This window comes from Perlucidibaca piscinae DSM 21586 (genome assembly GCF_000420045.1).
GTDB lineage: Bacteria > Pseudomonadota > Gammaproteobacteria > Pseudomonadales > Moraxellaceae > Perlucidibaca > Perlucidibaca piscinae.
This window is the reverse complement of record NZ_ATUE01000008.1, coordinates 1-21,402: the sequence shown is the minus strand read 5'-3', so window position 1 is coordinate 21,402 and position 21,402 is coordinate 1. Positions and strand designations below refer to the sequence as shown.

Sequence of the window (21,402 nt, the reverse complement as noted above, 5' to 3'; positions counted from 1 at the left end):
TCACCACATCAGGTCATCCGGGATCGGATAGTCGGCATAGGGATCATCCTCGGCCACGGTCGTCGTGCTGCGCTCGTTCAGGCAGACGATGCAGGCGGCGTCACGCTGCGCGATCTTGCCGGCAATCGCCGCCGGCACCAGCTCGTAGCCCTCGCCCAGCCGCACCACCGCGAGCACGCCACGCACCAGCTGGTCCTGCTGCACGCCGCTGACCAGCAGCTTCTTGACCTTGCGCGCATCGACGAACTGCCAGGCGACATCGCCACCGCGCACAATGCGATGCACCTCGATGAGCTGGCGTATCTGCGCGGCAATCGCCTTTTCCTGCTGAGCCAGCTGGATCTGGCGATTGGCCTCGCGATCACGCTCGGCCTGCTCGACCCGGGCCTGCTGGGCCAGCTCGGCGGCCGTGGGACCATCGACGCGGCCCTTGGCCGCCTGGCGCCGGGCATGATCGGCCTGACGGGCCTTCTTGGCATCAGCCAGCCCGGCCTTGAGCAGCTGATCCTTGAGCGAGATCGCCATCATGTGCCCCTTACTGAACGCCGTGTGCCGCCAGCACGTGCTCAAGACGGCCGGAGGCATAGAACGGCAGCAGCTGGCGGCGCACCATGTCCTCGAGCACGCCGCGCTCGCGCAGCACGGCGATCACCGGTGGCGCGAACCGCAGCGCCTCGCGCAGGATCATGTCGCGGGTGACGCCGACTTCCTCGAGCAGATGCGCCAAGGTGGCACCTTCGTACTTGTCGAAGAAGCAGTCGATGCCGACATTGATGACGGCGGAATAGGTCGGCGTGTGACGCAGCTCGCTGCGCCAGTATTCGTAGCCGATGACAAACCACTCCTCGAGCGACTCGGCAGACACGTAGTCACGCAGCACGCTGGCCGGCTGGTGCTTGATCTCGCCCCAGAAATCCAGCGCCACACGCTCGATGGCCTCATCACTGAGGCGCTGCAGCAGCGCGTTCTTGCTGCTCAGCAGCGTGGCACGCGTGCTCTTCTGGACATAGTTGAGCAGGCCTTCATCCAGCGACCTCTCCAGTCCCGGCGATGCCTTGCTGAGCACGGACTTGCCCAGGCTCATCAGCGTGCCGGCGCCGGGAATGGCCTTGGCGGCGTCGTTGCTCTGCGCCAGGTAACCCTTGATGCCGCGATAGATGAGATCGGCCGCCATGTCAGACAGGATGGGGTTGCCGAGCACGCGCTCGATGGCCTGCTCGCGCACCTCGCGCATCTCCACGGCCTTGGCAATGATGTCGCGCACCTGGTGATCGGAGATCAGGTCGGCCAGTCGCGTGCTGTCATGCATGGGGTGGGCATGCAGGGCGCGGGCAATGTCACCGACCAGCTCGGGAATGCCGCCCGCCATCGGCATGTCGACGGCATAGGTGTGAACGGTGGCCTTGATCAGGTCACGCGTCACCACCTCGCCCAGGGTGAGCTGGGCGGCATGCACGAGGCCGGCATCCACTTCAGCGGACAGATGCGCAGCAAGAAAGTCGCCACCCAGCAATTCCAGGGTGTGCTCGACATGGGCCTCGAAAAGCGCGGCGGCCACCGGGTGTGTGATCACGTTCATCATCTTGCTCGGCCTCAAAGGGCGTAGGTGGTATTGAGATAGGCGAGGATGTCTTCCGACTCGAAAAGTCGGGCCCCGGTGTTCGGATCTTCCAGATACGGCACCTGCACGCGTCCGTAGGTCCTGAGGAACTCCTCGCGCTTGCCGCCGGCGATCGGCGTGTAAGGCCCGCGTTGCAGACGGAAAGTGGCTGGCCCGATGTCCTGCCAGCGCTCCTTGCCGAGGTTGCAGAGACGATAGGGCAGTTCGAGCTCGCTCAGGCGCTCGCGCACCAGGCGTGAATAGGGGCTGGCCTCGAAGCTCCACAGCACCAGTGGCTGCCCGGCAGGCCGCGACGGCAGCGCCTTGAGGCCGCGCAGACCACGGCTGACCGTGCTGGCGAGGCCGGCTGCGACATGCCAGCGGTTGGGACGGTAGCGCGCCGGGGTGGGTCGCCCGGCATAGGTGCGGAACAGGTAGTCAATGATGTCGGCGGACTCGTACATCATGGCGCCGGTATTGGGGTCCAGCAGCAGCGGAAACTGCTGCTTGCCGCCCAGACGCTCGGCCTCGGGACGGAAACGCGTGCCGCCCTTGGGACAGGGACGAATGTCGAGATCGAGATGCAGTGCCGTCGCCACTTCACGCACCAGACGGCAGTAGGGCGAGGCTTCGAATTCGTACAGCACCGGTGCCTGCGGCGGCTGGCGGAAGTCTGCGCGACCGGCACCGCCACCGCGCCAGCTGGACAGCGTGGACGCGAGCACGGAGCTGGCAACATTGAGTTGATGCTTGACGGTCATTGAGCAGCTTCTCCGACAGGACGGTATCGGAGCAGAGTTTACACAGGTCGCAGGTGCGGAGTCGCCACAAACGTGCGCCGGCTGCAAATGCCCAGGCCGACACCATGACACGCATGAAAAAGCCCGCCGAGGCGGGCCGTTCAGGAATTGGAAATGCCTACTGGGCGAGGCTGCCGCCGGCATCACGCAGCGCGGTCTGCAGATGGCCGTCATCGGTGAACAGGCGCCGGGCCTTGTCGAAGTAGCGCATCCAGTACCGGTTGTCGAGCTTGTCGATGCGCACCACGGCACCGGTACGCGGTGCATGCACGAATCGGTCCTCGCCGATGTAGACGGCCACGTGATTGATGCGGGTGCTGTTGTTGAGACGGAAGAAGATCAGGTCACCGACCGTGAGCTCGCGGGTGTCGACATTGCGTCCGGCCAGGTTGGCCATCTCGGCCGCGGTGCGCGGCAGCGTGACCTTGCTGATGTCGCGATAGATGTACTGCACCAGACCGCTGCAGTCGAAACCCTGCTCCGGCGAGGAGCCGCCAAAACGATAGGGCGTGCCCATCAGGGTCAGCGCGGTCATCACCATGTCATCGGCAGCAGCAGCCGTCACCGGCGATTGCTCGTCCACCGGATCGACCACGGAAAACGCCCAGGAAAAAGCGGGAAACAGCAGAAAAGCGAGTGCTGCAGCGCGTCCGTATCCGGATCTTGTCATGTGTATTCCTCGCTGGCAGGGGCCGGAAAAAATGCCTCAAGGGCCCTGAAAATTCGTTTATTCCAGAAATTCATGGCCTTGGCAAGCTGCGACCATTGCGCCTCATGGATTTTGCCGGGTCAAACCGCTATGTTGCGCAGCAGATGCGACCTCATTTCCGGAGCCTGATTTCATGCCGCTGACTGCCCAAGACCTGATGCAGGCGCAGATGAACTTCATCCTCAACGAGTTGCGCGGTGAAGCGCTGACGCAGCATCTGGCCAGCGAAGCCGAGGCCTATTGCGACCTGCTCGAGCAGCTGCCCATCGCGCGCCTGATCCCGGCCAGCCTGACCATCGGCTGGATCGAGCGCAACGTGCTCAGCTACGCGCCCACGGAAGTGATGCGCGAACAGGTCGCCATGCTGGTCGAACTCGGGCTCAACAATCCCTCGCATCAGCAGATGCCGATGCGCCAGCTGATCAGCCGGCAGATCTACGACCTCATGGTGGAGCGACTGATCGCCCGCCCCGCCCTGCGCCAGGAAATCATCCAGACCGCACTGCGCAACCCCATCTACCTCAACCTGATGTCGGACGTGCTCTACCGCAGCATCACCGACTACCTGATGACCGAGAACCCGCTGGCGCGGAACGTGCCCGGCGTATCCTCGCTGCTCAAGGTCGGCAAGGGCGTGATCGGTCGCATGGGCTCGCTGGAGCAGACCGCCCAGCAGGCCATCAAGACCTACATCGCGCGCAACATCAGCGCCACCGTCGAGTACAGCGAGCGCCTGCTGATGAAATCGCTGAGCGAAACCCGCCTGCGCGCCTTTGCCGACACGCTGTGGCCGCATCTGGAGGCCTACGAGCTCGGACAGGCCACCCGCCATCTCGAGATCCAGGGCCTGAGCACCCTTGCCGTGGTGTTCTGGAACCAGATCCGCAGCACCGAGTTCATGCGCCAGCAGGTCTCCTACCTGGTCAATGCCTGGTATCAGCAATACGGCGAGCGGCCGGCCCTGGAAGTGCTGGAGGACCTCGGCATCACCCGCGAGCAGCTGGTGCGCGAGGTGGTGGCCATCGGGGAACCGCTGATGACGGCCTGGGTCGACTCCGGCCATATCGAGCAACGCCTGCGTGGACACCTGCAGCGCTTCTTCGACGAGCCTGCCACCCAGGCACTGCTGGCCCGGGAGTAAGCCATGACGTCACTTGCCGACATCCGCATCGAATACGGTCTGCATGGCCTCAGCCCGGCCGAGTGCGCCGATGACCCGCTGCAGCAGCTGCAGCACTGGCTCGACGATGCCATCCGGGCAGGCGCTGCCGAACCGACCGCCATGACCCTGTCCACGGTGTCGGACGACGGCCGCCCGAGCGCGCGCATCGTGTTGCTCAAAGGCATGGAGCAGGGTCAGCTGCACTTTTTCACCAACTACGACAGCCGCAAGGGCAAGCAGCTGGCCGGCTCGCCGTGGGCAGCCGTGACATTCTTCTGGCCTGAGCTGGAGCGCCAGGTACGGGTCGAAGGTCGCGTGACGCAACTGCCTGCCGCCGTGTCAGACGCCTATTTCAGCTCACGCCCGCGCGGCAGCCGCATTGGTGCCTGGGCGTCGGCACAGAGCCAGCCGCTCGATGACGGCATCAGCCTGGCGGCACGTGTCGAGGCACTGAACGCGCGCTATCCGGACGAGGTCCCGCGGCCACCGCACTGGGGCGGCTACGGCCTGAGCCCGGATCGTGTCGAGTTCTGGCAGGGACGCCCAAGCCGCCTGCATGATCGTGTGCTCTACCTGCCCGACGGCACTGGCTGGCAGCGCAGCCGGCTGCAGCCCTGACGCCGGACACCCCGTCTCAGGCCGGATTGTCGATGTCGGTGAAGCAGTGCTCGATGCCGAGACGCTGCGCGCACCAGCCGCCCAGCGCCTGCACGCCATAGCGCTCGCTGGCATGATGGCCGAGCGCGAAGTAGTGCACGCCCGACTCACGCGCGGCATGCACGGTGGGTTCGGAAATCTCGCCGCTGAGGTAGGCATCCACACCCTGCTCGATGGCCTGCTCCATGAACCCCTGGGCGCCACCCGTGCACCAAGCCACGCGCCGTATCGGCGCACTGCCCCCGGCAATGTGCAGAACCGGCCGACCGAGACACTCGCCAAGCCGCTGCTGCATCGCCTGCGCCGACATCGCCGCCGGCCACTCACCGACGTCACCGACCGCCCGGCTGTCGTGGGGAAACAGGGCACCGGTGCGATTCAGGCCGAGCACGGCGGCCAGCTGCGCGTTGTTGCCGAGCTGCGGATGCGCATCCAGCGGCAGGTGATAGGCGATCAGGCTGATGTCATGTGCCAGCAGCTTCGCCAGGCGTCGCCGCTTCATGCCCTTGAGCACCGGGCTCTCGCCCTTCCAGAAGTAGCCGTGATGAACCAGGATGGCATCCGCCTGCCAGGCGATCGCGGCATCGATCAGGGCCTCGCAGGCGGTGACGCCGGTCATCAGGCGCCGGACCTCGGACCGCCCCTCGACCTGCAGGCCGTTGGGGCAGTAGTCCGCGAAACGCGCCGGTTGCAGCTCGTCATCCAGCAGGCCGATCAATGCGTTCAGTGATGCCATGTGCTTCCTCGTCTGCCACGGGGATGTGCCCCGCTGCTGCCTTGTGATGTGGTGCAAGGCACCCCATAGTGTTGTTTGAGTCGACCGCAACAGGATCTCGTCATGCGTTTCAGTACCGCCCTGCCCTGGCTGGCACTTTCTGCCGTGCTCGGCTACATGACCTGGCAGGAATTCTCGCCTGCCGATGGCACTGGCGACCAGCCCAGCCTGCCCCGGGAATATGCCCTGCCGGCAGGCACGCCGGCCAGCGGCCCGGTGTCCTACGCGCCGGCCGTGGCCCGTGCCGCCCCGGCCGTGGTCAACATCTACACCACGCAGACCGTGCGCGAAGCCGCCAATCCGCTGTTCGAGCATCCCTGGTTCCGCTTCCAGGCACCGCCGGTGCCGCGTGAACGCAGCGCGTCCAGCCTGGGCTCGGGCGTGATCGTTTCCGCCGACGGCTACATCCTGACCAATGATCACGTGGTCGCCGATGCCGAGCGCATCGAAGTCGCGCTGCATGACGGCCGCGAAGTGCCGGCACGACTCATTGGCCGCGACCCGGACAGCGACCTTGCCCTGCTCCGCATAGAGCTCGACCAGCTGCCGGTGGTGCCGTTCAAGACCACGGCGAATGCGGTCGGCGATGTGGTGCTGGCCATCGGCAACCCCTTCGGCGTCGGTCAGACCGTGACCCAGGGCATCATTTCCGCGCTCGGACGCAGCGGCCTCGGCATCAACACCTACGAGGACTTCGTGCAGACTGACGCCGCCATCAATCCCGGCAACTCCGGCGGCGCCCTGGTCGACGTGCAAGGCAATCTGGTCGGCATCAACACGGCCATCTACTCACGCTCAGGCGGCAGCATGGGCATAGGCTTTGCCATCCCGGCGCCAGTGGCCAGACAGGTCATGGATTCGCTGATCGCCAACGGCCATGTCGTGCGCGGCTGGCTGGGCGTGGAAATCAGTACTGCCATGCAGGCCAATGGCGAAGAGCCGCGCACTGGAGACGCACCGGTGGTGGTGGCCGGCGTGCTGCCTGGCGGCCCCGGTGACCGTGCCGGCCTGCGCACCGGCGATCAGCTGCTGCAGGTGGGTGACGTCAAGGTCGACAGCCCGGACCAGGTCATACGCCACATCGGCAGCCTGCCACCCGGCAGCCACACCCGCATCACGGTGCTGCGCGGCAACGACACGCTGACATTGAAGGTGACCATGGGCACCCGGCCCAAGCCGGTGGCGGCGCGGCAGTAGGCGAGGACAACCACATGGATAACGACCTGGATCTTGCATTTGAAAAGTCCGAGATGCATCGCCTTTTAGGTCTCTGCCTGCTCAAGATTCAAATGGCCGAAAAGACCATAAAGCAAATATACACACTACAGAACATAAACTTAGATGAGAGCACTGTAGAAAAAAGTGTTCTCGGACTCACGGAACGAACCAAAAATCTTGGAATGGGCCAAACGCTGGATCGATTCATAGAAAACTTCATCATCGAGACAGAAAAAAATGCAGATGAAGAAGCACAAAGCAAATCGATAAATCTTCAATCATACATAATAAAAGATTCAAAAGAAAAACTACAAGCAATAAATGATCTCAAGAATTTGGTCGCCATGCGAAATCGGCTTGTTCACAACCTGCTGGACAGACACGAGACATGGAAATTGAATAGCATTATTGAAACACAGGACCATCTCAAAAACTGCATTTCCCAAACAGACCAACAATTAAACGTTCTTCGCTCTTGGAAAGAGTCGATATCAATAGGCATCCGATTTCTGGCTGAAAACCTCGATTATATCTCGCAAGAACCGATAAAAAGTGCAATCCACGAAGCTTATGACAGAAACAAGAGAGATGATGGATGGTGCTCTGTAAACGATGCAAAAGCATGGATCAGTAAAAACATGCCCTACCTCAGCCCATCGCAATTTGAATGCACCACATGGCAACAGGCAATACATGAGCTGAAAGAATTCACTATCAAAACACTAGACTCAGAGATGAAAAAACAGAAGTATTTTCGACCATCAAAAAAATGATACCACCCTGCAATGAATAGCAGCGACTGACATCAGATAGTTCAACGCTTAATTTTCCATCCTGAAACTGACTCCAAGGCCATCAGCCCGCCAGAATCTCCTCCAGCGCCCCCAACAGCGACCGGTGCTGCTCCGGCGTGCCGATGGTGATGCGCAGGTAATCCCGTATGCGTGGCGACTTGAAGTGACGCACCAGCACCGCCCGCTCGCGCAGCGCCGCCGTCAGGTCGGCGCCCGCATGTGACGGGTGGCGCGCGAAAATGAAGTTGGCACCGGATGGCAGCACCTCGAAGCCGAGCCGCTCCAGCTTCAGGGTCAGCGAGTCGCGCTGCATGATGACCATCTCGCACATGGCATCGAAATGCGCCCTGTCCTCGAAGGCCGCAATGGCACCTGCCTGCGCGACACGCCCCAGCGGATAGGAGTTGAAGCTGTCCTTGATGCGCACCAGCGCCTCGATCAGCGCCGGCTGGCCGATGGCGAAGCCGACGCGCAGGCCGGCCAGGGCTCGCGACTTGGACAGGGTCTGGGTCACCAGCAGGTTCGGGTAGCGGCCAACCAGCGCGATGGCGCTGTCGCCGCCGAAATCGATGTAGGCCTCGTCGACCAGCACCACCGAATCCGGATTGGCCTGCAGGATGCGTTCGACCGCCTGCAGCGGCAGCAGGCGTCCGGTGGGCGCGTTCGGATTCGGAAAGATGATGCCGCCATTGGGACGGCTGTAATCCGCCGGGTCGATCTCCAGCGCGGCCGTCAGCGGGACCGTCTCGTGGCGGATGTCGTAAAGGCCGGCGTAGACCTGGTAGAAGCTGTAGCTGATGTCCGGGAACAGCAGCGGCTGCTCATGCCGGAACAGGCCGTGAAAGGCATGCGCGAGCACCTCGTCGGAACCGTTGCCGACGAACACCCAGGACGCATCGCCACCCTGCCCGGCGAGATCGAAGTGCTCGGCGATGACCGTGCGCAGACGCAGCGAGGCCGGATCGGGGTACAGGCGCAGGTCGTCATCCACTGCCGCCTTCATGGCGGCGATCGCGCGCGGCGACGGCCCGAACGGGTGCTCGTTGGTGTTGAGCTTGACCAGGTTGGCGATCTGCGGCTGTTCACCCGGTACGTAGGGCACCAGATCGTGGACGAACGGACTCCAGAAACGGCTCATGCCAGTCACTCCTTGCCGATGTCGGGCAGCAAACGGTATTCCGCCGAGCGCGCGTGCGCGGTCAGGCCCTCGCCGCGCGCCAGCACCGAGGCGATGCCGGCCAGTGTCGACGCGCCCGCCGGGGAGCAGCCGATCAGGCTGCTGCGCTTCTGGAAGTCATAGACACCCAGCGGCGACGAGAAGCGTGCGGTGCCCGAGGTCGGCAGCACGTGATTGGGCCCTGCGCAGTAGTCGCCCAGCGCTTCCGGCGTGTGGCGGCCCATGAAGATGGCGCCGGCATGACGGATGCGCGGCAGCAGCGCCTGCGGATCGGCCACCGACAGCTCCAGGTGCTCGGGCGCGATGCGGTTGATCAGTGCCAGCGCCTCGTCCTCGTCACGCACCAGGATCAGCGCGCCACGGTCACGCAGCGAGGTGCGCGCGATGGCTTCCCGCTCCAGCGACGGCAGCAGCTTCTCCACTTCAGCCGCCACCGCATCCAGGTAGGTGGGATCGCTGGCGATCAGGATGGATTGCGCCAGCTCATCGTGCTCGGCCTGCGAGAACAGGTCCATGGCGATCCATGCCGGATCGGTGAGGCCGTCGCAGTAGATGAGGATCTCCGACGGTCCGGCGATCATGTCGATGCCGACCTGACCGAAGACCTGGCGCTTGGCGGTGGCGACGTAGATGTTGCCGGGACCGACGATCTTGTCGACACGCGGGACCGACTGCGTGCCGTAGGCCAGCGCGGCCACGGCCTGGGCACCGCCGATGGTGAAGACCTGGTCGACACCGGCCAGCCAGGCGGCCGCCAGCACCAGTTCGTTGACCTCACCACCCGGCGTCGGCACGCACATGATGACCTCGGCGACACCGGCAACCTTGGCCGGGATCGCGTTCATCAGCACCGAGGACGGATAGGAGGCCTTGCCGCCCGGCACGTAGATGCCGACACGATCCAGCGGCGTCACCTGCTGACCCAGCACGGTGCCGTCGGCTTCGGTGTACTGCCAGGAGTCCTGTCTCTGATGCGCGTGATAGCGACGAATGCGCTCGGCCGCCGCCGTGAGCGCGGCACGTTCGGCCTCAGGCAGGCCGTCATGGGCCTGACGCAGGCGTTCGCGCGACAGCGACAGATCGCTCATGGCGGCGGCCTGGAGGCGATCGAAGCGGTTGCTGAAGTCGACAACGGCGAGGTCGCCCTCGCCACGCACTCGGGCGATGACCTCGTTCACGGTGGCCTGCACGGCCGCGTCGGAAACGCCCTCCCAGGCCAGAAGCCGCTCCAGGGTGGCGTTGAAATCGTTGGCCTGGCTGTCCAGGCGTTGCATCACCGTCATGGCTCTACTCTATCTCGACCAGGATGGAAGTCCGGACACCAGACCTCCTGCGGGCTCGCGGCCCGATCGATCAACAGCGACGGGCGCGGGCGGACATCAGGCGTGAACGTGGCTGGCCTGGCGACGCACGACGGCGGCCTGGAGCTGGTCCACAAGCGGCTGGATTCTAGCCTGTTTCAGCTTCATCGCGGTCTTGTTCACAACCAGACGCGAACTCACCGGCATGATCAGGTCACGCGGCTCGAGACCGTTTTCCTTCAGGGTCTTGCCGGTGTCGACGACATCGACGATGAGATCGGCGAGATCCATGATCGGCGCCAGCTCCATGGAGCCGTAGAGCTTGATCAGCTCGACCTGCTCGCCCTGCTCGGCATACCAGCGCTTGGCGATGTTGACGAACTTGGTGGCCACGCGCAGACGACGCCCCGGATGGACGGCACCGACCTTGCCGGCCGTCATCAGGCGGCAGGTTGCGATGCGCAGATCAACCAGCTCGTAGAGGCCCTCGGCACCATGCTCGACCAGCACGTCCTTGCCGGCAACGCCGATGTCGGCAGCGCCCTGCTGCACGAAGGTCGGCACGTCGGTGGCACGCAGGATGATGATGCGCACCTCGGGATGCGTGGTCGGGAAGATCAGCTTGCGGCTCTTCTCCGGATCCTCGAGCAGCTCGATGCCCGCCTCGGCCAGCAGCGGCAAGGTGTCCTTGAGAATGCGTCCCTTGGACAGGGCAATGGTCAGGCTCATGAACCGCTCCGCGCCGAGATGCGTCGCAGCTGGGCACCGAGGCCGGCCAGCTTCTCCTCAAGACGTTCGTAGCCGCGATCCATGTGGTACAGGCGATCAATGACGGTATCACCCTCTGCCGCCAGGCCGGCCAGCACCAGCGACATCGAGGCGCGCAGATCCGTGGCCATGACCGGGGCCGCCTGCAGCTTCTCGACGCCGGTGACAATGGCGGTGTGACCATCGACTGCCACCTTGGCACCGAAGCGGCAGAGCTCCGGCACATGCATGAAGCGGTTTTCGAAGATGGTCTCGGCAATCGTGCTGGTGCCTTCCGCGATGGTGTTCAGGGCCATGAACTGGGCCTGCATGTCGGTCGGAAAGGCCGGGTGCGGCGCCGTGCGGAAGCTGACGGCCTTCGGACGGCGGCCCTGCATGTCGAGATCGATCCAGTCCGGACCGGTGGTGATCACGGCACCGGCTTCCTGCAGCTTGAGCAGCACGGCATCGAGCTGCTTGGGATCGGCGGCCGTGGTGCGGACGTGACCACCCGTCATGGCGGCGGCACACAGGTAGGAGCCGGTCTCGATGCGATCGGGAATGACGTCATGGGTGCAGCCATGCAGGCTCTCGACGCCATGCACGGTGATGGTGTCAGTGCCGGCACCCTCGATCTTCGCGCCCATGGCCTTGAGAATGTCGGCCAGGTTGACGATCTCGGGCTCCCGTGCGGCGTTCTCGATGACGGTGGTGCCTTCGGCCAGCGTGGCTGCCATCAGGATGTTCTCGGTGCCGCCGACAGTGACCATGTCGAACACCAGTCGGGTGCCCTTGAGGCGGCCATTGACCTTGCCATGCACGTAGCCGTTCTCGACCCGGATGTCGGCGCCCATGGCCACCAGCGCCTTCAGGTGCTGGTCGACCGGACGCGAACCGATGGCGCAGCCGCCAGGCAGCGACACCGAGGCCTCGCCGTGGCGCGCCAGCAACGGGCCGAGCACGAGAATGGAGGCGCGCATGGTGCGCACCAGCTCGTAGGGCGCGACGGCACTGGTCAGGGTGCGCGCATCGATCTCGACCTGGTTGTTTTCCATCATGGTGACCGTGACGCCCATGCGACCGAGCACCTGGAGGATGGTGGTGACATCCTGCAGATGCGGCACATTGCCGATGGTGACCACGCCATCGGCCAGCAGCGGGCTCACCAGCAGCGGCAATGCAGCGTTCTTGGCGCCGGAAATGCGGACTTCGCCACGCAGGGCGCGACCACCGGAAATAAGCAATTTGTCCATGAATCCACCCGCCGTGCTGAGAACGTGAAAAGGAATTAACCGAAGAGCCTCATCTTGCGCCAGTCTTCCGGCGTCAGGGTCTGCATGCTGACCGCGTGAATGGCACCGCTGGCGATATGCGCCTGCAGCGGAGCGTAGATCTTCTGCTGCCGTGCCACCGGGCGCAGGCCCTCGAAAGCGGGATGCACCACGATGACCTGGAACTTGCCACCGTCACCGGAGACTTCGACATGCCCGGCGTCGGGCAGAGCGGCAACCAGAAGGGCCTGGATTTCAGCTGCGTTCATGAGGACTCACTTGACCGGATTGAACACGGGCAGCAGGTTGCTGGCCCGAAGAATGGCTTGCAGGCGGTCCGGCATCGCCGTGACCGTGAGCTGGTGGCGCCGCGTACGCGCCACCCGCTGCCAGGACAGCAGCACGGCCGCCGTGATGCTGTTGCCGGCGGTCAGTCCGCCCAGGTGACAGACCCACTCGCCTGCCGCATCCGGCAGCCGCGCCAGGATGGCCTGGCCCTCGGCGGCCAGCGCCTCGGCGTTGGCAAAGTCTATGCAGCCGGTGACCAGCAGGCCGACCGGCTGCTCCTGACGCGTCACGCTGGCAGTCAAGATGGCTTGCCCGGTTTGGCCTTGACCACCTCGACCGGCCCCGGCGACCAGCCGGCAATGGCTTTGTCGATGTTGCCGCCGGACTGCTCGACCACCTCGGCAAAGCGCTTGCGGAAGGTCAGACCCAGGTTCAGGCCGTTGACGATGAGGTTGCGCGCCTTCCACTGACGATTGGCGTCGAGCACCATCTGGAAGGTCACCGGCACCACGGTACCGTTGTCCAGGGTGATTTCGACATCGACCGAGGCGCGCGACGGATCATCACCGGGCTTGAACGGCTTGACCACGATCTTCTCGTTGTCATAGGCCACCAGACCGTTGGCATAGGTACGTACCATGCTCTGCCGGAACAGACGGGTAAAGCGCTCACGCTGCACCGGCGACGACTGGCGATAGAACTGCCCCATGACACCACGCGCAATGCCGGGGATGTCGACAAACGGCTCGATATGCTGCTCGACCAGGGCATTGAGCGCATCCGGGCTGGATTGCAGATTCTTGCGATCCTTGATGATGCGGGTGGTGAGCACCTCGACGGCCTGCTGGATCACGACCTGCGGGGACGCCGGGGCGGTTGCTGCCACGGCCGGGGCGGCCGCCATGACAGGCGCTGTCGGGGCAAGGCCGGCGGCGGCCGTCAGCAGCACGGCACAAAGCTTGATGGGACGCATGAGCACAACTCCTTCTGGTTTCATGTCGACTCAGAACGCTTCATCGGCACTGTCGGCTGACGCCGGAGCAGCGGCCGGGGCCGTCTCCTGGGTCTTGTTGAACAGGAACTTGCCGATCAGGTCCTCAAGCACCAGCGAAGACTGGGTCTGCTCGATGCGACTGCCCTCCTTGAGGAAGGTCTCGTCGGCACCCGGAGTCAGGCCGATGTACTTCTCGCCCAGCAGGCCCGCGGTGAGGATGGCGGCCACGGTGTCGGTGCTGATGTCGCTGATGTCACGGTCGATGGACATGTCGACACGCGCCAGCTGGGTGGCCGGATCCAGCGCGATGGCCTCGACACGACCGATGTTGACACCGGCCATGGTGACCTTGGCGCGCACGGTGAGACCACCGACATTCTGGAACATGGCATGCACGCGGTAGCTTGGCTTGCTCATCTCGGCCGACAGCCCGCTGACCTGCATCGCCAGGAAGGCCAGGGCAAGGAATGCGGCCAGCAGAAAGGCTCCCACCAACAGTTCCAACGACTTCATGCGCATCAGACAGCTCCGAACATCACGGCAGTGAGAATGAAATCCAGGGCCAGCACTGCCAGCGACCCGTGAACCACCGTGCGCGTGGTGGCACGCGATATGCCCTCACTGGTGGGAACGCAGTCATAGCCCTGGAACACGGCAATCCAGGTCACAGCGATGCCGAAGGCAAAGGCCTTGATCAGGCCATTGACCACGTCATCGGCGAACTCCACCGACTGCTGCATGTTGGACCAGTACGAGCCCTCGAACACGCCCAGCCAGTCAACACCGACCAGGCGTCCGCCGAGGATGCCGACAGCGGTGAAGATGATGGCCAGCAGCGGCATGCTGATGACGCCGGCCCAGAAGCGCGGCGCGACGATGCGGCGCAGCGGATCGACCCCGATCATCTCCATGCTGGCGAGCTGCTCGGTGGCCTTCATCAGACCGATCTCGGCGGTCAGGGCGGAGCCGGCACGGCCGGCAAACAGCAGCGCGGTCACCACCGGGCCGAGTTCGCGAGTCAGGGTCAGGGCCACCATGGTGCCCAAGGCCTGCTCGCTGCCGTAGGTGATCAGGATGTTGTAGCCCTGCAGGCCCAGCACCATGCCGATGAAGAGGCCGGAAACCACGATGATGACCAGCGACAGCACGCCAACGGAATGAATCTGCCGGACCAGCAGGGGCAGCGCCAGACGCCAGCGCGGCCAGCACACCAGGGCCTGCCACAGGAAAATGCCGGCTGCGCCCAGCGCCCGGACCGTCTCGATGCCTTGCGCACCCAGCGCCTGTACTCGCATCAACATGCTCATGCCCTCAGCATGTCGGCCCAGGGCCGCGGAGAGTAGTGGAAACGCACCGGGCCGTCGGCGCTGCCTTCGAGGAACTGCCGGACCAGCGCCGACTCGCTGGCACGCAGCTGCTCCGGCGTGCCTTCGCCGACCACGGAGCCGTTGGCCAGGATGTAGATGTAGTCGGCAATCGACAGGGTCTCGTCGACATCGTGCGAGACGATCACCGTGGTCAGGTCCATGGCCTCGCGCAACGTGCGGATCAGGCGCACCAGCACGCCCATGACAATGGGGTCCTGACCGGCAAACGGCTCGTCATACATGATCAGCTCGGGATCCAGGGCGATCGCGCGCGCCAGCGCGGCACGCCGCCCCATGCCACCGGACAGGGCTGCCGGCATCAACTGCTCGGCGCCACGCAGACCGACCGACTCGAGCTTGAGCGCGACAATCTCGCGGATCAGCGACTCCGGGAGCACCGTGTGCGCGCGCAAGGGAAAGGCCACGTTCTCGTACACCGACAGATCGCTGAACAGGGCGCCGGACTGGAACAGCATGCCCATGCGCGCGCGCAGACCGAACAGCTGCTGGCGCGAGAGGTCGGGGACGTTCTCGCCGAACACGCGCACCTCGCCCTCGTCGGGCATGAGCTGGCCGCCGATGAAGCGCAGCAGGGTGGTCTTGCCGCAACCGGAAGGCCCCATGATGGCCGTGACCTGGCCACGGCGTATGCGCACATTGACCTTGTCGAAGATGACGCGGCCCTGGCGCTTGAAACTGAGGTTGCGGATGTCAACCAGATCGGTCTCTGCAGCGGTCATCTGAATCCAGTCAGGCTGTCGTAAACGGCGCATGATAGCACCGGCTTCCCTGCACCGGAATCGGGCAAAACTGCCGCTGTCCGCAACAATCGGACAACAGGGCTGGTGAGCCCGCACCGGCTTGGACATAATTGGCATCGAATTTGTATAGGCGGACAGAACGACGATGACTGCGAGCTCCCTGATTGCTACCGGCCAGCGCGTGCTGGATGTCGAAATGCAGGCCATACAGAACCTGCGTCCGCTCATCGACGCGCAGTTTGCCGCCGCCTGCCAGCTGATGCTGGACTGCACCGGCCGCATCGTGGTCACCGGCATGGGCAAGTCCGGCCACATCGGCAACAAGATTGCCGCCACCCTCGCCTCCACCGGCACGCCGTCCTTCTTCATGCATCCGGGCGAGGCCAGCCATGGCGATCTCGGCATGGTCACCGGCCAGGATGTGGTCATCGCCATTTCCAACTCCGGCGAGGCGCACGAGATTCTCGCCATCATTCCGGTCATTCGTCGCCGGGGCGCCAAGCTCATCACCATCACCGCGCTGGCCGACTGCAGCATGGGGCGCCATGCCGATGTGGCACTGACCATCGGCAAGTCGCCGGAAGCCTGCCCGCTGGGTCTGGCACCGACCTCCTCGACCACCAGCACCCTGGTGCTGGGCGATGCGCTCGCCGTGGCCCTGCTCGAGGCACGCGGCTTCACCGCCGAGGATTTCGCCCTGTCGCACCCGGGCGGAGCCCTCGGTCGCCGTCTGCTGCTGCGCGTGGATGACATCATGCACAAGGGTGAACAGGTGCCCATCGTGCAGACCGGCACCACCATCCGTGACGCCCTGCTCGAGATCACCCGCAAGGGTCTGGGCATGACCACGGTGGTCGACGCCGATGGCAAGCTGGCCGGCCTGTTCACGGACGGCGACCTGCGGCGTACCATCGATCACAACCTCGACATCCGGGTCACGCCGATCGAGCAGGCCATGACGCCGCGCTGCCTGACCGTCAAGGCCGGCATCCTCGCCGCCCAGGCACTTGCCGAAATGGAGGCGCGACGCATCAATGGCGTGGTCGTGGTCGATGATCAGGGCCGTCCGGTCGGGGCGGTGAACATGCACGGATTCCTCAAGGCCGGAGTGGTGTGATGCTGTCAGTACGCGTGAAGGAAAAAGCCGCCCGGGTCCGCCTGCTGGCACTGGATGTCGATGGCGTGCTCACTGACGGACGCCTCTACTTCGCAGAGGACGGCCAGGAATTCAAGACCTTCGACACCCAGGACGGTCACGGCATCAAGATGCTGCAGGCCGCCGGCATCGAAGTCGCCATCATCACCGGCCGCAACACCAAGCTGGTCCAGCGCCGTGCCGGCAACCTCGGCATCCGTCACCTGCTGCAGGGTCGCGAAGACAAGCTGGTGGCACTGCGCGAGCTGACCGGCGAGCTCGGCATCGATCTGGACGAAGTCGCCTATGTCGGCGACGACTGGCCGGATCTGCCCGCCATCCTCGCCGCCGGCTTTGGTGTCGCCGTGGCCAATGCCCATGCCGAGCTGCGCGCGCGCGCCGATCATGTCACCACCCTGGCGGGCGGTCGCGGCGCCGTACGCGAGGTCTGCGACCTTCTGCTGGGCGCCCAGGACCGCTATCACGAGGCGCTGGCGCCCTATCTGGAAACCTGAGCATGGACATCCGGCCACTGCTGCAGATCACCACCGTCCTGCTTGCCGCAGGCGCCCTTGCCTACTACGGCTACGGTGGCTGGGACGAGCAGCAGGCAGTCGCCCTCGATGACCCGCGCCAGCCGGATTACCTGATTGATGGTGTCGAAGCCTGGCAGACCGACGCCAACGGACGCCTGACGCGACACTTCACCGGCCGGCAGCTGGTGCACCGGCCGCAACCCGAGCAGTTCCGTGTCAGCGGCCCGGTGCTGACCCTGCTCGACCAGGGGCGGCCGCTGTGGCAGGTGACCGCACGGGAAGCCCTGAGCAGCAATCCGGCCACCGACATCTGGCTCCAGGGCAACGTGGTCGCGCTGCGCGGCGCTCATGCCGGCCCGCCCTTACGCATAGAAACCGCGCGCCTGCATGCCAACCCGCGTGGCAACCAGATCAGCAGCCCCGAACGCGTCACCGTGAGCGGCCCGCAGGGCCGCCTGCAGGGCGTCGGGCTGAGCACCGACCTGAACGCCAAGTCGCTGCAACTCCATTCCGCTGTCGAGGTAACCTATGCTGCATCCAAGTAAGCGCCGGCTGGCTGTCGCCGCCCTGCTCCCTGCCCTGCTGCTGGCAGGCGCTGCCCATGCCCTGCCGGAAGATGCGGAGCAGCCCGTTCGCGTGCTGGCCGACAATGCCCGCTTTGATGAAAAGCAGGGGGTCGCCGTGTATCGCGGCAACGTGCAGATCAACCAGGGCACGCTGGAAGTGCGTGGCGACACCCTGACCCTGAACGTCAATGCCGCTGGCGAACTCACCACGGCACGCACCCAGGGCTCGCCCGCGCACTACCAGCAGAAGACCGATCCGGCCAAGGGCCCGGTGATCGCCACCGCCAACGAGATTCTCTACGACAACAGCAACAGCGTGGTGACCCTGATCGGCAATGCATTCCTGCGTCAGGACGGCGCCAGCTTCAAGGGCCCGCGCATCGTCTACTCGACCGTGAACAAGCGCGTCGAAGCCAGCGGCAACGCCAGCGAGCGCGTGCAGCTGGTGTTCCCGCCAGCGGCCCGGAAGCCGGGCAGCAAGCCCGCCGGAGCAGCAACGCCATGACCATCCTGCGTGTCGACAACCTGGCCAAGAGCTACAAGGGCCGCTGCGTGGTCAAGGACGTCAGCCTGAGCGTGGAAAGCGCGCAGATCGTCGGCCTGCTCGGCCCCAACGGCGCCGGCAAGACCACCAGCTTCTACATGATCGTCGGCCTGGTGCCGATGGATCGCGGCCGCATCCAGCTCGATGGCGAGGACCTCTCGCACCTGCCCATGCACGGCCGTGCCCGCAAGGGCATCGGCTATCTGCCCCAGGAAGCCTCGATCTTTCGCAAGCTCAGCGTCGAGCACAACATTCTCGCCATCCTGGAAACCCGCAAGGATCTCGACAAGGCGGCCCGCGAGGCCAAGCTGGAATCCCTGCTCGAGGAATTCCACATCACCCACATCCGCAAGAGCCTGGGCATGAGCCTGTCTGGTGGCGAACGCCGTCGCGTCGAGATCGCCCGCGCGCTGGCCAGCGACCCGCAGTTCATCCTGCTGGACGAGCCCTTTGCCGGCGTCGACCCGATCTCGGTGGCCGACATCAAGGGCATCATCACCCACCTCAAGCAGCGCGGCATCGGCGTGCTGATCACCGACCACAACGTGCGCGAGACCCTGGACATCTGCGAGAAGGCCTATATCGTCAGCGCCGGCGTCGAGATCGCCGAGGGCACGCCGGAGGAGATTCTCGCCAATCCGCTGGTGCGTGAAGTCTATCTCGGGGAGCAATTCTCACTGTGATGAAGGTCGGGCTGCACCTCAATCTGGGGCAACACCTCACGATGACGCCGCAGCTGCAGCAGGCCATACGCCTGCTGCAGCTGTCGACCCTGGAACTGCAGCAGGAAGTCCAGTCCGCCCTCGACAGCAATCCGCTGCTGGAGCTCGATGACGGCAGCGATGGCGAGTCGCGCAACGATGCTCCCGACACCGAGGCGCGCAGCGCCGAGTCAGCGCAGTCGCTGGATCTGGATCACCAGTCCGAAATGCCGGATGACCTGCCGGTGGACACGGCCTGGGACGACATCTACGTCGGCAGCGCCGGCGGCAGTGGCGGCGAACCCGTGGACGAGGACGGCGACCCGCTGGAGACGCGCAACGCCGCCAGCGAAACCTTGCAGGATCACCTGCGCTGGCAGCTCAACCTGACACCGTTTTCCGATGTCGATCGCCTGCTCGCCGAAGCCATCATCGACGGCATCGATCCGCGCGGCTACCTCACCGTGAGCCTGGCCGAGCTGGCCGAAACCGTGCAGCACTGGCTGGAGACCGAGGTCGAGGAAGACGAGGTGCTGGCCGTGCTGCACCGCGTGCAGCAGTTCGATCCGGCCGGCGTGGCCGCACGTGACCTGCGTGAGTGCCTGCTCATACAACTCGCCCAGATGGCCCAGCGCGAACCGGACATGCCGCTCCTGGCCGAGGCTCGCACCCTGCTCGGAGAGCATGCCGACAAGCTGGCCGCCGGCGATCTGGCCGGCCTCATGCGCAGCATGAAGCTCAGCGAATCCGGCATTCAGCAGGTCATGGCGCTGATCCGCCAGCTGCGTCCGCACCCCGGCGAAGGCTGGGGCGCCGGCGACCAGGACAAGGCCATCATTCCCGATGTCGTGGTACGCCGGCATCAGGGCCGCTGGCGCGTCGAGCTGAATCCGGATGCGGCCCCGCGCCTGCGCGTCAACGCCGGCTATGCCGGCATGCTGCGCCGGGCCGACAGCAGCCGTGACAACCAGTTCATCCGCGACCACCTGCAGGAGGCGCGCTGGCTGATCAAGAGCCTGCAGAGCCGGCACGAGACCCTGCTCAAGGTCGCCAGCTGCATCGTCGCGCACCAGCGCGGTTTCCTGGAGGACGGTCCGGAGGCCATGAAGCCGCTGATCCTGCGTGATGTCGCGGAAGAGGTCGGCCTGCACGAGTCGACGATCTCGCGCGTGACCACGCAGAAATACCTGCACACCCCGCGCGGCCTGTTCGAGCTGAAATACTTCTTCTCATCCCATGTCGGCACCAGCGCCGGCGGTGAAGCCTCCTCGACCGCCATCCGCGCCATGATCCGCAAGCTGGTGACACAGGAAAACCCGCGCAAGCCCCTGAGCGACAGCAAGATCGCCGACCTGCTGCTGGAGCAGGGCATCGAGGTCGCCCGGCGCACCATCGCCAAATACCGGGAGTCGCTCAACATTCCCTCATCCAGCGACAGAAAGCGCTTGCTCTGATCCGCAAGGGCTGTGCTAGAGTCAAGTCATACCGGTTGTTGATGTGTTTCGCGAAGCAGGTACCTGAATCAGCTTTTCAACTGGGGACCTCTGCTCTCAAGACCCGACAGGCCGCCCGGACACCAACACCCTGTTGGTCCGCCCGTCCGACCCGCTGTGCCGTGAGGCTCTGGGCCCCGCATTCGTCAGCCACGAAAGCGAGGAAGTGTCTTATGCAAATGACCATCAGCGGACATCACGTCGAACTGACCCACGCCCTCCGGGATTACACCACCAGCAAGCTGTCCAAGGTCGAACGCCATTTCGATCACATCACCAGCGTGCAGGTCATCCTGAGTGTCGACAAGCTGGTTCAGAAGGCCGAAGCCATCATCCGAACCTCGGGCGCCAAGCTCTTTGCCATCGCCGAATCCGAGGATCTCTACGCCGCCATCGACATGCTGTCCGACAAGCTGGATCGACAGATCCTGCGCCACAAGGAGAAGCATCTCGCGCACTGAGCCGCGCCAGATGAGCACGAGAAGCCCGGCATGTCCGGGCTTCTTCGTTTACAGTGTCTCGTCCTGAATAAGGTTGACACTTTCCATGCTGTTTTCAGGAGAGTGCGATGAATGCTGAGGTGAAGCGGACGCAGGGGGATTACTCGCTGGCTTTTAAACTCGCCGTTGTCGAGCAGGTTGAAAAAGGCGAACTGAGTTACAAGCAGGCGCAGGTGCGCTACGGTATCCAGGGGCGGTCGACGGTTCTGGTCTGGTTGCGCAAGCATGGGCGACAGGACTGGCAGGGTGGATTGACCGCCAGACCCTATCGGATGCCCGCCATGTTAGACCCTTTGCCGATGACGC

At 64.5% G+C, this 21,402-nt stretch carries 27 protein-coding genes; 12 read left to right on the top strand and 15 right to left on the bottom strand.

Features of this window, described 5'->3' with window-relative positions:
- From F595_RS0109290 to F595_RS13605, 4 genes are all read right to left on the bottom strand, one after another.
- Nucleotides 1–528, bottom strand: a complete 528-nt coding sequence (locus F595_RS0109290) for a DUF2058 domain-containing protein (protein WP_022956595.1) — start codon at nucleotides 526–528, stop codon at nucleotides 1–3.
- Nucleotides 529–535: 7 nt separating this feature from the next.
- On the bottom strand, nucleotides 536–1,582 hold the full coding sequence (locus F595_RS0109285; RefSeq protein WP_156873856.1) for a hypothetical protein: 1,047 nt from the start codon (nucleotides 1,580–1,582) through the stop codon (nucleotides 536–538).
- 11 nt (nucleotides 1,583–1,593) lie between these two features.
- Nucleotides 1,594–2,361: a glutathione S-transferase N-terminal domain-containing protein gene (locus F595_RS0109280; protein ID WP_022956593.1), complete on the bottom strand. Its 768-nt coding sequence runs from the start codon at nucleotides 2,359–2,361 to the stop codon at nucleotides 1,594–1,596.
- Nucleotides 2,362–2,518: 157 nt separating this feature from the next.
- Nucleotides 2,519–3,070, bottom strand: a complete 552-nt coding sequence (locus F595_RS13605) for a C40 family peptidase (RefSeq protein ID WP_022956592.1) — start codon at nucleotides 3,068–3,070, stop codon at nucleotides 2,519–2,521.
- Nucleotides 3,071–3,242: 172 nt separating this feature from the next.
- Between F595_RS13605 and F595_RS0109270 the strand changes: the two genes are divergently transcribed.
- The gene (locus tag F595_RS0109270) at nucleotides 3,243–4,250 is read left to right on the top strand and encodes a hypothetical protein (RefSeq protein ID WP_022956591.1); all 1,008 of its coding nucleotides are present in this window, start codon (nucleotides 3,243–3,245) and stop codon (nucleotides 4,248–4,250) included.
- Nucleotides 4,251–4,253: 3 nt separating this feature from the next.
- Complete coding sequence (pdxH, locus tag F595_RS0109265; RefSeq protein WP_022956590.1) at nucleotides 4,254–4,889, top strand: pyridoxamine 5'-phosphate oxidase; 636 nt, start codon at nucleotides 4,254–4,256, stop codon at nucleotides 4,887–4,889.
- A gap of 16 nt (nucleotides 4,890–4,905) precedes the next feature.
- Here pdxH and F595_RS0109260 read toward each other — a convergent pair whose 3' ends face one another.
- On the bottom strand, nucleotides 4,906–5,664 hold the full coding sequence (locus tag F595_RS0109260; RefSeq protein ID WP_022956589.1) for a Nif3-like dinuclear metal center hexameric protein: 759 nt from the start codon (nucleotides 5,662–5,664) through the stop codon (nucleotides 4,906–4,908).
- Between the two features lie 102 nt (nucleotides 5,665–5,766).
- Here F595_RS0109260 and F595_RS0109255 point away from each other — a divergent pair, with 102 nt between their 5' ends.
- Nucleotides 5,767–6,900, top strand: coding sequence for a S1C family serine protease (locus tag F595_RS0109255; RefSeq protein ID WP_026913440.1), 1,134 nt, complete (start codon nucleotides 5,767–5,769; stop codon nucleotides 6,898–6,900).
- A gap of 14 nt (nucleotides 6,901–6,914) precedes the next feature.
- Nucleotides 6,915–7,694 (top strand): OST-HTH/LOTUS domain-containing protein, encoded by a 780-nt coding sequence (locus F595_RS14670; RefSeq protein ID WP_156873855.1) that lies wholly within the window; start codon nucleotides 6,915–6,917, stop codon nucleotides 7,692–7,694.
- A gap of 82 nt (nucleotides 7,695–7,776) precedes the next feature.
- Here F595_RS14670 and F595_RS0109245 read toward each other — a convergent pair whose 3' ends face one another.
- From F595_RS0109245 to F595_RS0109200, 10 genes are all read right to left on the bottom strand, one after another.
- Nucleotides 7,777–8,853 (bottom strand): pyridoxal phosphate-dependent aminotransferase, encoded by a 1,077-nt coding sequence (locus tag F595_RS0109245; RefSeq protein WP_022956586.1) that lies wholly within the window; start codon nucleotides 8,851–8,853, stop codon nucleotides 7,777–7,779.
- Nucleotides 8,854–8,858: 5 nt separating this feature from the next.
- Nucleotides 8,859–10,175: a histidinol dehydrogenase gene (gene hisD, locus F595_RS0109240; protein WP_022956585.1), complete on the bottom strand. Its 1,317-nt coding sequence runs from the start codon at nucleotides 10,173–10,175 to the stop codon at nucleotides 8,859–8,861.
- 96 nt (nucleotides 10,176–10,271) lie between these two features.
- A complete protein-coding gene (gene hisG, locus F595_RS0109235) occupies nucleotides 10,272–10,922 on the bottom strand; it encodes an ATP phosphoribosyltransferase (RefSeq protein WP_022956584.1) in 651 nt (216 codons plus the stop codon).
- Nucleotides 10,919–12,193, bottom strand: coding sequence for a UDP-N-acetylglucosamine 1-carboxyvinyltransferase (murA, locus tag F595_RS0109230; RefSeq protein ID WP_022956583.1), 1,275 nt, complete (start codon nucleotides 12,191–12,193; stop codon nucleotides 10,919–10,921). Before murA ends, hisG begins: the two co-directional genes overlap by 4 nt.
- 35 nt (nucleotides 12,194–12,228) lie before the next feature.
- Entirely contained in the window at nucleotides 12,229–12,480 is a 252-nt protein-coding gene (locus F595_RS0109225) for a BolA family protein (protein WP_022956582.1), read from the bottom strand.
- Between the two features lie 6 nt (nucleotides 12,481–12,486).
- Nucleotides 12,487–12,801: an STAS domain-containing protein gene (locus F595_RS14525; protein WP_169447009.1), complete on the bottom strand. Its 315-nt coding sequence runs from the start codon at nucleotides 12,799–12,801 to the stop codon at nucleotides 12,487–12,489.
- Nucleotides 12,798–13,472 (bottom strand): MlaC/ttg2D family ABC transporter substrate-binding protein, encoded by a 675-nt coding sequence (locus F595_RS13595; protein WP_022956580.1) that lies wholly within the window; start codon nucleotides 13,470–13,472, stop codon nucleotides 12,798–12,800. The genes F595_RS14525 and F595_RS13595 overlap by 4 nt, the downstream gene beginning before the upstream one ends.
- A gap of 30 nt (nucleotides 13,473–13,502) precedes the next feature.
- A complete protein-coding gene (gene mlaD / locus F595_RS13590) occupies nucleotides 13,503–14,012 on the bottom strand; it encodes an outer membrane lipid asymmetry maintenance protein MlaD (protein ID WP_022956579.1) in 510 nt (169 codons plus the stop codon).
- Nucleotides 14,012–14,788 (bottom strand): lipid asymmetry maintenance ABC transporter permease subunit MlaE, encoded by a 777-nt coding sequence (gene mlaE / locus F595_RS0109205; RefSeq protein WP_407635952.1) that lies wholly within the window; start codon nucleotides 14,786–14,788, stop codon nucleotides 14,012–14,014. The genes mlaD and mlaE overlap by 1 nt, the downstream gene beginning before the upstream one ends.
- Before the next feature lie 8 nt (nucleotides 14,789–14,796).
- Nucleotides 14,797–15,600, bottom strand: a complete 804-nt coding sequence (locus F595_RS0109200; protein WP_022956577.1) for an ATP-binding cassette domain-containing protein — start codon at nucleotides 15,598–15,600, stop codon at nucleotides 14,797–14,799.
- A 166-nt stretch (nucleotides 15,601–15,766) separates the two neighbouring features.
- On the opposite strand from F595_RS0109200, the gene F595_RS0109195 reads away from it, so the two are divergent.
- The 8 genes from F595_RS0109195 to F595_RS0109160 all read left to right on the top strand — a co-directional run.
- Nucleotides 15,767–16,738, top strand: coding sequence for a KpsF/GutQ family sugar-phosphate isomerase (locus F595_RS0109195; RefSeq protein WP_022956576.1), 972 nt, complete (start codon nucleotides 15,767–15,769; stop codon nucleotides 16,736–16,738).
- A 2-nt stretch (nucleotides 16,739–16,740) separates the two neighbouring features.
- Nucleotides 16,741–17,271, top strand: a complete 531-nt coding sequence (kdsC, locus tag F595_RS0109190; RefSeq protein WP_026913438.1) for a 3-deoxy-manno-octulosonate-8-phosphatase KdsC — start codon at nucleotides 16,741–16,743, stop codon at nucleotides 17,269–17,271.
- A 2-nt stretch (nucleotides 17,272–17,273) separates the two neighbouring features.
- Entirely contained in the window at nucleotides 17,274–17,837 is a 564-nt protein-coding gene (lptC, locus tag F595_RS0109185; RefSeq protein WP_022956574.1) for an LPS export ABC transporter periplasmic protein LptC, read from the top strand.
- A complete protein-coding gene (gene lptA / locus F595_RS0109180) occupies nucleotides 17,821–18,363 on the top strand; it encodes a lipopolysaccharide transport periplasmic protein LptA (protein WP_022956573.1) in 543 nt (180 codons plus the stop codon). The genes lptC and lptA overlap by 17 nt, the downstream gene beginning before the upstream one ends.
- A complete protein-coding gene (gene lptB, locus F595_RS0109175) occupies nucleotides 18,360–19,085 on the top strand; it encodes an LPS export ABC transporter ATP-binding protein (RefSeq protein WP_022956572.1) in 726 nt (241 codons plus the stop codon). The genes lptA and lptB overlap by 4 nt, the downstream gene beginning before the upstream one ends.
- Nucleotides 19,085–20,557, top strand: a complete 1,473-nt coding sequence (locus F595_RS0109170) for an RNA polymerase factor sigma-54 (RefSeq protein WP_022956571.1) — start codon at nucleotides 19,085–19,087, stop codon at nucleotides 20,555–20,557. The genes lptB and F595_RS0109170 overlap by 1 nt, the downstream gene beginning before the upstream one ends.
- A 212-nt stretch (nucleotides 20,558–20,769) precedes the next feature.
- Nucleotides 20,770–21,057, top strand: a complete 288-nt coding sequence (gene hpf / locus F595_RS0109165; protein WP_022956570.1) for a ribosome hibernation-promoting factor, HPF/YfiA family — start codon at nucleotides 20,770–20,772, stop codon at nucleotides 21,055–21,057.
- A 107-nt stretch (nucleotides 21,058–21,164) separates the two neighbouring features.
- Nucleotides 21,165–21,402, top strand: a 238-nt coding sequence (locus F595_RS0109160; protein ID WP_022956569.1) for a helix-turn-helix domain-containing protein, incomplete at its 3' end; no start/stop codon positions are given.

What these genes read in the sequence shown, in the direction of transcription:
- F595_RS0109285 (WP_156873856.1), bottom strand. Translation starts at nt 1,582, where the DNA reads ATGATGAACGTGATCACACACCCGGTGGCCGCCGCGCTTTTCGAGGCC.
- F595_RS0109225 (WP_022956582.1), bottom strand. Translation starts at nt 12,480, where the DNA reads ATGAACGCAGCTGAAATCCAGGCCCTTCTGGTTGCCGCTCTGCCCGAC.
- lptA (WP_022956573.1), top strand. Translation starts at nt 17,821, where the DNA reads ATGCTGCATCCAAGTAAGCGCCGGCTGGCTGTCGCCGCCCTGCTCCCT.
- hisD (WP_022956585.1), bottom strand. Translation starts at nt 10,175, where the DNA reads ATGACGGTGATGCAACGCCTGGACAGCCAGGCCAACGATTTCAACGCC.
- murA (WP_022956583.1), bottom strand. Translation starts at nt 12,193, where the DNA reads ATGGACAAATTGCTTATTTCCGGTGGTCGCGCCCTGCGTGGCGAAGTC.
- F595_RS0109255 (WP_026913440.1), top strand. Translation starts at nt 5,767, where the DNA reads ATGCGTTTCAGTACCGCCCTGCCCTGGCTGGCACTTTCTGCCGTGCTC.
- mlaE (WP_407635952.1), bottom strand. Translation starts at nt 14,788, where the DNA reads ATGCGAGTACAGGCGCTGGGTGCGCAAGGCATCGAGACGGTCCGGGCG.
- F595_RS0109280 (WP_022956593.1), bottom strand. Translation starts at nt 2,361, where the DNA reads ATGACCGTCAAGCATCAACTCAATGTTGCCAGCTCCGTGCTCGCGTCC.
- F595_RS0109170 (WP_022956571.1), top strand. Translation starts at nt 19,085, where the DNA reads ATGAAGGTCGGGCTGCACCTCAATCTGGGGCAACACCTCACGATGACG.
- F595_RS0109195 (WP_022956576.1), top strand. Translation starts at nt 15,767, where the DNA reads ATGACTGCGAGCTCCCTGATTGCTACCGGCCAGCGCGTGCTGGATGTC.
- F595_RS14670 (WP_156873855.1), top strand. Translation starts at nt 6,915, where the DNA reads ATGGATAACGACCTGGATCTTGCATTTGAAAAGTCCGAGATGCATCGC.
- hisG (WP_022956584.1), bottom strand. Translation starts at nt 10,922, where the DNA reads ATGAGCCTGACCATTGCCCTGTCCAAGGGACGCATTCTCAAGGACACC.
- F595_RS13595 (WP_022956580.1), bottom strand. Translation starts at nt 13,472, where the DNA reads ATGCGTCCCATCAAGCTTTGTGCCGTGCTGCTGACGGCCGCCGCCGGC.
- F595_RS0109200 (WP_022956577.1), bottom strand. Translation starts at nt 15,600, where the DNA reads ATGACCGCTGCAGAGACCGATCTGGTTGACATCCGCAACCTCAGTTTC.
- hpf (WP_022956570.1), top strand. Translation starts at nt 20,770, where the DNA reads ATGCAAATGACCATCAGCGGACATCACGTCGAACTGACCCACGCCCTC.
- F595_RS0109290 (WP_022956595.1), bottom strand. Translation starts at nt 528, where the DNA reads ATGATGGCGATCTCGCTCAAGGATCAGCTGCTCAAGGCCGGGCTGGCT.
- pdxH (WP_022956590.1), top strand. Translation starts at nt 4,254, where the DNA reads ATGACGTCACTTGCCGACATCCGCATCGAATACGGTCTGCATGGCCTC.
- mlaD (WP_022956579.1), bottom strand. Translation starts at nt 14,012, where the DNA reads ATGCGCATGAAGTCGTTGGAACTGTTGGTGGGAGCCTTTCTGCTGGCC.
- F595_RS0109260 (WP_022956589.1), bottom strand. Translation starts at nt 5,664, where the DNA reads ATGGCATCACTGAACGCATTGATCGGCCTGCTGGATGACGAGCTGCAA.
- lptB (WP_022956572.1), top strand. Translation starts at nt 18,360, where the DNA reads ATGACCATCCTGCGTGTCGACAACCTGGCCAAGAGCTACAAGGGCCGC.
- F595_RS0109270 (WP_022956591.1), top strand. Translation starts at nt 3,243, where the DNA reads ATGCCGCTGACTGCCCAAGACCTGATGCAGGCGCAGATGAACTTCATC.
- lptC (WP_022956574.1), top strand. Translation starts at nt 17,274, where the DNA reads ATGGACATCCGGCCACTGCTGCAGATCACCACCGTCCTGCTTGCCGCA.
- F595_RS13605 (WP_022956592.1), bottom strand. Translation starts at nt 3,070, where the DNA reads ATGACAAGATCCGGATACGGACGCGCTGCAGCACTCGCTTTTCTGCTG.
- F595_RS0109245 (WP_022956586.1), bottom strand. Translation starts at nt 8,853, where the DNA reads ATGAGCCGTTTCTGGAGTCCGTTCGTCCACGATCTGGTGCCCTACGTA.